Genomic DNA, 8101 nt, shown 5'->3' with positions numbered 1-8101 from the left:
CTCAAAAAGCTAGCAAACTGGACATGGAAAGGACCATGTCCAGCGTAAGACAACTGATAAATTTTATCAAAATAAGTGAAAACCCCACTTTTACTTGAAGTAAAGGTGGGGTTTGTCTACGGTCTGATAAACCCCCATTTCGGGGGTTTATTTTTACTGTGTCATAAAAGAATTTAAAATATCTCAAAAACGATTTTGTTACATTAACAGAGCTTCAAGTTTTGCCTTTGTCTGTGAACCATAAATGCCGTCAGCAACAAACCCATGCATCATCTGGAACCGCTTGACCGCATCCGCCTGTTTTTGGTCCGTAATAGCCATGCTGTACACCTTTTAGAAGCAGTCGTGAATATTAAATCAGAACGGTTAGGGCATTCTAGTATAAAAACAACCGCAGACACTTATCTCCAAAAAATTGAGGAACCAAGCAATGGAAATGTATCTGCGGCATGTTCAGTAATTAAATGTTGTGGGTGTTTTGTGGGTGCTTAGCATAAATGTATCATTCAAGCACCTTAAATCCCCGGTAAATCAACGGTTAACCTATACTGCCTTCCATCTCGAACTTAATCAAGCGGTTCATTTCAACGGCGTATTCCATTGGCAGTTCTTTTGTGAATGGCTCGATGAAGCCCATGACAATCATTTCTGTTGCTTCTTCTTCAGAAATTCCGCGGCTCATCAAGTAGAATAGTTGTTCTTCTGATACTTTCGATACCTTCGCTTCGTGCTCTAATGAAATGTTGTCGTTTAAGATTTCATTGTAAGGAATGGTATCAGATGTTGATTTGTTATCCATGATGAGTGTATCACACTCGATGTTTGAGCGTGCACCCTCGGCTTTGCGTCCGAAGTGTACGATTCCACGGTATGTGACTTTACCGCCTTGTTTTGAAATCGATTTCGATACGATTGTTGAAGATGTGTTTGGTGCAAGGTGGATCATTTTCGCACCTGCATCTTGGTGCTGACCTTTACCTGCTAGGGCAATACTTAATGTCATCCCACGAGCGCCTTCACCTTTTAGGATCACCGCTGGGTATTTCATTGTCAGCTTAGAACCGATGTTTCCATCAATCCATTCCATTGTCGCATTCTCTTCACATACCGTCCGTTTCGTGACAAGGTTGAAGACGTTGTTTGCCCAGTTTTGAATCGTTGTATAACGGCAGTAGCCGCCTTTTTTCACGATGATCTCAACCACCGCACTGTGAAGTGAGTTTGTTGTGTACACTGGTGCTGTACAGCCTTCTACGTAATGCACATGTGCGCCTTCATCCACGATGATCAGCGTACGCTCGAACTGACCCATGTTTTCAGAGTTGATACGGAAGTATGCTTGAAGTGGTGTATCTACTTTTACGCCCTTTGGTACGTAGATAAATGAACCACCAGACCATACAGCCGAGTTCAGCGCAGCAAATTTGTTATCAGTCGGAGGAATGACTTTTGCCCAGTGTTCACGGAAGATGTCTTCGTTTTCTTTTAATGCGCTGTCTGTATCTTTAAACACAATTCCTAGATCTTCAAGGTCTTGCTTCATGTTGTGATATACAACTTCAGATTCATACTGAGCAGATACACCCGCTAAATACTTTTGCTCTGCTTCTGGGATTCCAAGCTTATCAAAGGTTTGTTTGATTTCTTCCGGTACTTCATCCCAAGAACGCTCAGAGCGCTCTGATGGCTTTACGTAGTACGTAATTTCATCAAAATTTAATGCATTTAAATCTCCGCCCCATTGTGGCATCGGCATGTTGTAAAAGTGCTCAAGAGATTTCAAACGGAAGTCGAGCATCCACTGAGGCTCTTCCTTCATACGAGATATTTCTTCAACGATTTCTTTTGTCAGTCCGCGCTCTGAACGGAAAATGGAAACGTCTTTATCAGAAAAGCCGTATTTATATTCACCAACATCTGGCATTTTTTTAGCCATCCATTTTCACTCCAATCTTATGATTTGCCGTTATCTTCGGCAGATGCGCCTTTTTCAAGCGCCTTCCAGGATAATGTTGCACATTTAATGCGGGCTGGGAATTTTGCCACTCCCTGTAGCGCCTCAATGTCACCAAGATCAATGGAATCGTCGTATTCTTTTCCTTGCATTATATCAGAGAAAATCTGAGACATTTTCAAAGCTGTTTCAATACCTTTCCCTTTAATCGCCTGCGTCATCATAGAGGCAGATGCCATGGAAATCGAGCAGCCTTCCCCCTCAAATTTCGCATCAGTGACTTTTTGGTCTTCGATTTTCATCGTTAGACGAATGCGGTCACCACACGTTGGGTTGTTCATATCGACGACAATGCTGTCGTTTAGTACACCTTTGTTTCTCGGATTTTTATAATGATCCATAATCACTTGTCTGTACAGTGTGTCTAAGTCTACATTAAAAGACATTCGTAAAATACTCCTTTGTCTTACGGAGCGCTGCAATCAGTTGGTCAATCTCTTGTTCTGTATTGTAAAGATAGAAGCTTGCTCTTGCAGTCGCTGATACACCAAGCCATTTCATGAGAGGCTGTGCACAGTGGTGTCCAGCACGAATGGCGACACCTTCTGTATCCAGAACTGTTGACGCATCATGTGGATGGACGTCGTCTAAATTAAACGTCACAAGTCCAGCTCGGTGCTCCGGCCCATAAACAGTCGCACCTTCAAGCTCCTTAAAGCGCTCAAGCGCGTAAGTGGCAAGCTGATGCTCGTAGCGGCTGACTTCGTCCATACCGATTTCATTTAAGAAATCGATCGCTTTTCCTAGTCCAACTGCTCCTGCAATAATCGGTGTTCCCGCTTCAAATTTCCACGGCAGCTCTTTCCAAGTGGAATCATACAGATCCACAAAATCGATCATTTCACCGCCAAACTCAGCAGGCTCCATATTATTCAAAAGATCCTTCTTCCCGTAAAGCACACCGATGCCAGTCGGTCCACACATTTTATGCCCAGAGAATGCGAAAAAGTCACAATCCATATCTTGAACATTAATTTGCATGTGCGGGGTACTTTGCGCACCGTCGACGACAATAATTGCACCGTGATCGTGAGCAATTTTGGCGATGTCTTTAATTGGGTTGATGGTTCCTAGTACGTTTGAGACATGTGTGACAGCGACAATTTTCGTTTGATGTGTGATTGTTTGCTTCACATTTTCAAGCGATAGCGTGCCGTCTTCCTGTAACGGAATATATTTTAATGTGGCTCCAGTTGCTTTCGCTGCTTGCTGCCAAGGGATGATATTCGCATGATGCTCCATATACGTAATGACAATTTCATCGCCCTCTTTGAGGTTTGCTCTTGCATAGCCAATCGCCACTGTGTTCAGTGCCGTTGTTGTTCCTCTAGTAAAAATAATCTCCTGGACAGAAGAAGCACCAATGAATGCACGAACTTTCTCTCTTGCACCCTCGTATGCGTCCGTTGCTTTCGTACCAAGGGTATGAACTCCCCGGTGGACGTTCGAGTTGTAAGACCGGTAATACTCATTCATTGTATCAATGACGACTCTTGGTTTTTGAGAAGTCGCTGCACTGTCCAAATACACCAAATCATGTCCGTTCACTTGCTGATGAAGGATTGGAAACTGCTCACGAACGTCTTTGATATTCATTATTTTACTTTCCTTTCAATCACAGAAATGAGCTGCTTTTTAACTCCTTCAATCGGCAGTTCTTTGACAACTGGATTTAAGAATCCATAAATGACAAGTCTTTCTGCATCTTCTTTGGAAATCCCGCGGCTCATGAGGTAATACAATTGAATTGGATCTACACGCCCAACAGATGCTGCGTGTCCTGCTGTTACATCATCTTCATCAATTAAGAGAATGGGGTTTGCGTCTCCGCGTGCTTTCTCGCTCAGCATGAGAACACGTGATTCCTGCTCGGCATTTGACTTTGTTGCGCCATGCTCGATTTTGCCAATTCCGTTAAAGATAGAGGATGCTTGGTCCTTCATGACACCATGCTTCAAAATATACCCTTCTGAGTTTTTACCGAAGTGGATGATGCTTGTTGTAAAGTTTTCCGTTTGATTGCCCCTGCCGACAACAACTGATTTCGTATCACCGAATGTGCCGTCACCCATTAGCTTTGTGATGTTTTCAGACACTGTGTCTCCATCATTCATGAGGCCAAGCGCCCATTCGATTTTACTATCACGGCCATTTGCCATACCGCGTCTGTTCACATAGACTGTTACACCTTCTGCAAGGTTATCTACTGCACCGTATGTGACGCAAGCATTCGCTCCTGTGAACACTTCAGCAACGATGTTGAAGATCGATTCTTCCGGCTTTGCAGTACTAATATAGTTTTCTACATATGTCACAGCACTATGATCGTCTGCTGCGACGATGACATGGTTAAACAAGGTTGTTTCGTCTTTTTCATGAAGATAGACGGCTTGAATTGGTGCTTCAAGCTCTACATTTTTCGGTACATAGAGGAAAGCTCCGCCATTGACTAAAGCAGCATGTAAAGCTGTTAGTTTATGCTCCTCCACTTTCACTGCATCTGTCATGAAATATTTCTTCACTAAATCTCCATGCTCACGAATTGCTGTATGAATATCAGTGAAGATCACGCCTTTGTCTTTAGCTTCTGCTGAAAGAGACAAGTATGCTGGCGTTTGATCACGCTGAATGTAGACTGTCTTATCCGTGTCCTCTAAATCAATCAGAGATTTCACTTCTTCTGGAAGCTCTTCTAGTGATCCAAATGGCGCACTTTCGACTGTATGCTTTTTGAAATTTGTTAAATTCCATTTTGAAATATTCGTTTTGTCAGGCTTTGGCATTGGGAGGTCTTCTGCTTTTTCAAGAGCCTGTAAGCGAAGGGAGCTCATCCATGCCGGTTCCTGATGCTTCTCGGAGAAGCTTTTGACATAATCTTGATCTACTGATAATTTCGTTTCTAATGTCATCAATAATCCTCCTAACGCTTACGCTTCTTGACCAACAGTTTCGTCTTCAATTCCTAACTCTTTTTTAATCCAGTCATAGCCTTCTGCTTCTAAACGCTGTGCAAGCTCTGGTCCGCCAGATTTCACAATACGTCCTTGCATCATCACATGGACATGATCTGGTGTAATGTAGTTCAGTAGACGCTGATAGTGGGTGATCATTAAGCAGCCGAAGCTTTCGCCACGCATTTTATTAATTCCTTTAGAAACAACTTTTAGGGCATCGATATCAAGACCAGAATCGATTTCGTCAAGGATGGCGATCTTTGGTTCAATCATCATCAATTGAAGAATTTCGTTACGTTTTTTCTCCCCGCCTGAGAAACCTTCGTTTAGATAGCGCTGTGCCATATCAGGGTCCATTTCAAGGAACTCCATGTTTTCGTCCATTTTGCGGATGAATTTCATAAGAGAGATTTCATCGCCTTCTCCTCTGCGTGCGTTAATAGCAGAACGAAGGAAGTCCGCATTTGTGACACCACTGATTTCAGATGGGTATTGCATGGCAAGAAAAAGACCCGCTTGTGCGCGCTCATCTACTTCCATTTCAAGTACATCTTTTCCATCAAGCAAAATGCTTCCTTTTGTTACTTCATATTTAGGATGACCCATGATGGCAGCAGATAAAGTTGATTTACCTGTACCGTTTGGTCCCATTACTGCGTGGAATTCTCCACCTTTTATCTCGAGGTTTACACCCTTTAAGATTTCTTTCCCTTCAATCTCAACGTGCAAGTCCTTAATTGTTAATGTCGAAGCAGTCATATATCGATACCTCCAAAATAATCATTATTCTCAATTTATTCTCATTCTAATCTTATAACAAATTAAAAGTAAATACAACACATTCACAACAAGCGTGAGAGGATGCTCTCAAAATTCTAACAAAAAATGCAGGTGGATAAAAGGATTTATATCGAAAAGACTGTTTTCATAAAGAAAGGGCGGGAAACTGTTCTCCCCGCCCCTTAGCTATTAATAGCCTCGTATATTCATTTTTGCGAGCTGCCTTTTCTCATCTCGATAGGACTGCTCTCGTTTATATTCAACTTCCATTCGTAAGTCATGGTCTCTTTCGTACTCTGCATAGCTCATGCCATGAGATTGATGCATGGCCTTTTCCATCTCGGCGGTATAATCCAATCCCAGTGTACTCTGGTCAGAACAAATAATAAACCATTCCCTTCTTTTAGTGTAGCTTTATTTTATCAAAGGCATGCAACTTCACTCAAAAGGGATATGACGTGTTATGCTGGCATATTTTCTCACACACTCGGATGAGAAGCACTCAACTCTCTTATATAAAAAAATACCATGTTTTTCTTCTCTTAATGCGTCTGTCCTCCAAATTCATCAATACATTGCTGAACGACAGTAATGCCTTGGCTAAGTGCTGCCCCGCCGCCGAATGCTGCCGCCACACTAACGACCTCCAGTAAATTCTCTTCTGTCGCTCCTTGATCGAGCGCTCCCTTTGTATGATAAATCATGCAGTATTCATCTTGTGCATGAATGCTAATGCCAAGGGCAATCATTTGTTTTTCTTTTTGTGTTAATGAATCGCTCTGGAAACACTGCTCCGTAAATTCATTGAATTTCTTCCCAAACACCGGCATTTTCTTCTGAAATTCACCCATTGCGGTTTTATAATCCGTGAGTGATTGCTGCATTGAGCTGCTCATATGCTGTTCGTTCATCTTGATTCCATCCCTTCAGGTCATTTGTACGTTTTTATTATGAGCGAGATTTGAAAAAATACACAAAAAACCTCTATTTTCAACTAATAGAGGTTTTTACATCATCACTCTGATCCCAATCTATTAGAACAAATTAAACTTGATAAGCTCGGGCTATATAATAAGCAACTGATCCACTTACTGAATGACACCTTATACTAATGCCAATACCGTTTTGTTTACTTACCCAGTATTGTTGATTTTTTTTAGAGGTTAACTCGGCAACATTTTTGGCGTCCTCATTAATTGCACAGTAGCAGTTATTATCTGTATATAAAGAAGTGAGCGGACACTCTACTCCAAATGAAAGTTTTGTGGTACCCCCGAGTGTCATAGTAAAACCATACTGTGTTCCTATTAAAGCACCACTTGCCTTTTCAGTGGCAAAGAAACCTCCAACAGCATACCTTCCTATATTTGGGACATATAATCCATTTTGAATAGTCGATGTATAAAGCGTTCCATTCCCATGAACATTATAATCGCCATAAAACGAAAGTGGTTTATCTAATTCATTTATCAAAAATATAAGCGCTTTTGCATCCTTTTCAATAAAATAATGAATGATTGGAATAAGTATGATCACTACAACAAGACTAACTATTGCTATAACATAAGCAACTGTTGCACTACTAATCCCTGCAAGAGCAATGTAAGCATCTATCAACTCAGGTGTGACCAATAATTCATCTTTTTTGGAAGGATTACTGTTTTTTGCTATATACTCCATTGCACCATCAATGGACTTTTGTCCAATTCCTAATACTCCTGCCAAAAGCATTTGTGCCATAACAACACATGAATCATCTCTTTTTTCCAATGCTTTCAACTTTTGAAGGCCATCAATTAAATATTGGAGTTGTTTTTTTATATCGTCCCCTTGAGCATTAATCAAACTTTCATATTGACTGATGGTCAATGCTATGGAACATTGATTTTGTGCATCCTTCAACTCCTTGCCTAACACATTTGCTAATTCTTGCTGTTGCTCTTTGATAAATAAAGTATGTAATTGATTTATTTCGGCTTGAGATGTTGCTTTCTCTAGCTTTTGAGCGTATTTTGGAAATAGCGTGCGAAATCCCTGTTTAAGCTTTAAGTCAATATCTCTTGAAGTATGCATTTATTTCTCTCCTTTTTATAACTTCCTCCCCTCAAGTATTTATCAATCATTCAAATTTATACATTTGCATTTCCTTTGATCCTGATAATTGATTGTCAAAATAAAACCTCCATTTTCAATAATGGAGGTTTCAGCTTGTAGACAAAGTCTACAAGCTTTTTTGTATAATAAGGGTAATAACACAATTCTGCGGGGGATGAACATGTTATCGAAACGTGAAGAAGAGAGAAGAAATCAATTAGAAGTAGTGGCTTTAGATGAATTAGTGCCTGAAGATCAT

At 41.0% G+C, this 8101-nt stretch carries 9 protein-coding genes and 1 pseudogene; 1 reads left to right on the top strand and 9 read right to left on the bottom strand.

From position 1 onward, the window contains the following. Positions 1-198: 198 nt before the first annotated feature. The 9 genes and pseudogenes from WAX46_RS15145 to WAX46_RS15105 all read right to left on the bottom strand — a co-directional run. Positions 199-319, bottom strand: a pseudogene (locus WAX46_RS15145) (peptidoglycan-binding domain-containing protein); the annotation flags it as partial. 219 nt (positions 320-538) lie between these two features. Continuing rightward, the gene (sufB, locus tag WAX46_RS15140; RefSeq protein ID WP_007500362.1) at positions 539-1936 is read right to left on the bottom strand and encodes a Fe-S cluster assembly protein SufB; all 1398 of its coding nucleotides are present in this window, start codon (positions 1934-1936) and stop codon (positions 539-541) included. Between the two features lie 17 nt (positions 1937-1953). Next, positions 1954-2400, bottom strand: a complete 447-nt coding sequence (sufU, locus tag WAX46_RS15135; protein ID WP_336494280.1) for a Fe-S cluster assembly sulfur transfer protein SufU — start codon at positions 2398-2400, stop codon at positions 1954-1956. After that, positions 2390-3610, bottom strand: coding sequence for a cysteine desulfurase (locus WAX46_RS15130; protein WP_226567963.1), 1221 nt, complete (start codon positions 3608-3610; stop codon positions 2390-2392). The genes sufU and WAX46_RS15130 overlap by 11 nt, the downstream gene beginning before the upstream one ends. After that, on the bottom strand, positions 3610-4923 hold the full coding sequence (gene sufD, locus WAX46_RS15125) for a Fe-S cluster assembly protein SufD (RefSeq protein WP_226567964.1): 1314 nt from the start codon (positions 4921-4923) through the stop codon (positions 3610-3612). The genes WAX46_RS15130 and sufD overlap by 1 nt, the downstream gene beginning before the upstream one ends. Before the next feature lie 18 nt (positions 4924-4941). Then, positions 4942-5727, bottom strand: coding sequence for a Fe-S cluster assembly ATPase SufC (sufC, locus tag WAX46_RS15120; protein WP_226567965.1), 786 nt, complete (start codon positions 5725-5727; stop codon positions 4942-4944). Between the two features lie 210 nt (positions 5728-5937). After that, complete coding sequence (locus WAX46_RS15115; RefSeq protein WP_226567966.1) at positions 5938-6075, bottom strand: hypothetical protein; 138 nt, start codon at positions 6073-6075, stop codon at positions 5938-5940. Positions 6076-6290: 215 nt separating this feature from the next. Further along, positions 6291-6644, bottom strand: coding sequence for a carboxymuconolactone decarboxylase family protein (locus WAX46_RS15110; RefSeq protein WP_376776433.1), 354 nt, complete (start codon positions 6642-6644; stop codon positions 6291-6293). A 148-nt stretch (positions 6645-6792) separates the two neighbouring features. Further along, entirely contained in the window at positions 6793-7821 is a 1029-nt protein-coding gene (locus WAX46_RS15105) for a hypothetical protein (protein WP_336494279.1), read from the bottom strand. A gap of 88 nt (positions 7822-7909) precedes the next feature. On the opposite strand from WAX46_RS15105, the gene WAX46_RS15100 reads away from it, so the two are divergent. After that, a partial coding sequence (locus tag WAX46_RS15100) for a hypothetical protein (RefSeq protein ID WP_336494278.1) occupies positions 7910-8101 on the top strand: 192 nt, incomplete at its 3' end.

The sequence above is a fragment of the Bacillus sp. FJAT-53060 genome (genome assembly GCF_037104745.1).
GTDB classification, from domain to species: domain Bacteria; phylum Bacillota; class Bacilli; order Bacillales; family Bacillaceae; genus Bacillus; species Bacillus stratosphericus_B.
Note: the sequence above shows the minus strand (reverse complement) of the source record. Positions and strands in the feature narration are given on the sequence as shown.

Excerpts from the sequence above, each read along its gene's own strand:
- sufB (WP_007500362.1), bottom strand. The coding sequence starts at position 1,936 with ATGGCTAAAAAAATGCCAGATGTTGGTGAATATAAATACGGCTTTTCT.
- sufU (WP_336494280.1), bottom strand. The coding sequence starts at position 2,400 with ATGTCTTTTAATGTAGACTTAGACACACTGTACAGACAAGTGATTATG.
- WAX46_RS15130 (WP_226567963.1), bottom strand. The coding sequence starts at position 3,610 with ATGAATATCAAAGACGTTCGTGAGCAGTTTCCAATCCTTCATCAGCAA.
- sufD (WP_226567964.1), bottom strand. The coding sequence starts at position 4,923 with ATGACATTAGAAACGAAATTATCAGTAGATCAAGATTATGTCAAAAGC.
- sufC (WP_226567965.1), bottom strand. The coding sequence starts at position 5,727 with ATGACTGCTTCGACATTAACAATTAAGGACTTGCACGTTGAGATTGAA.
- WAX46_RS15115 (WP_226567966.1), bottom strand. The coding sequence starts at position 6,075 with ATGCATCAATCTCATGGCATGAGCTATGCAGAGTACGAAAGAGACCAT.
- WAX46_RS15110 (WP_376776433.1), bottom strand. The coding sequence starts at position 6,644 with ATGAGCAGCTCAATGCAGCAATCACTCACGGATTATAAAACCGCAATG.
- WAX46_RS15105 (WP_336494279.1), bottom strand. The coding sequence starts at position 7,821 with ATGCATACTTCAAGAGATATTGACTTAAAGCTTAAACAGGGATTTCGC.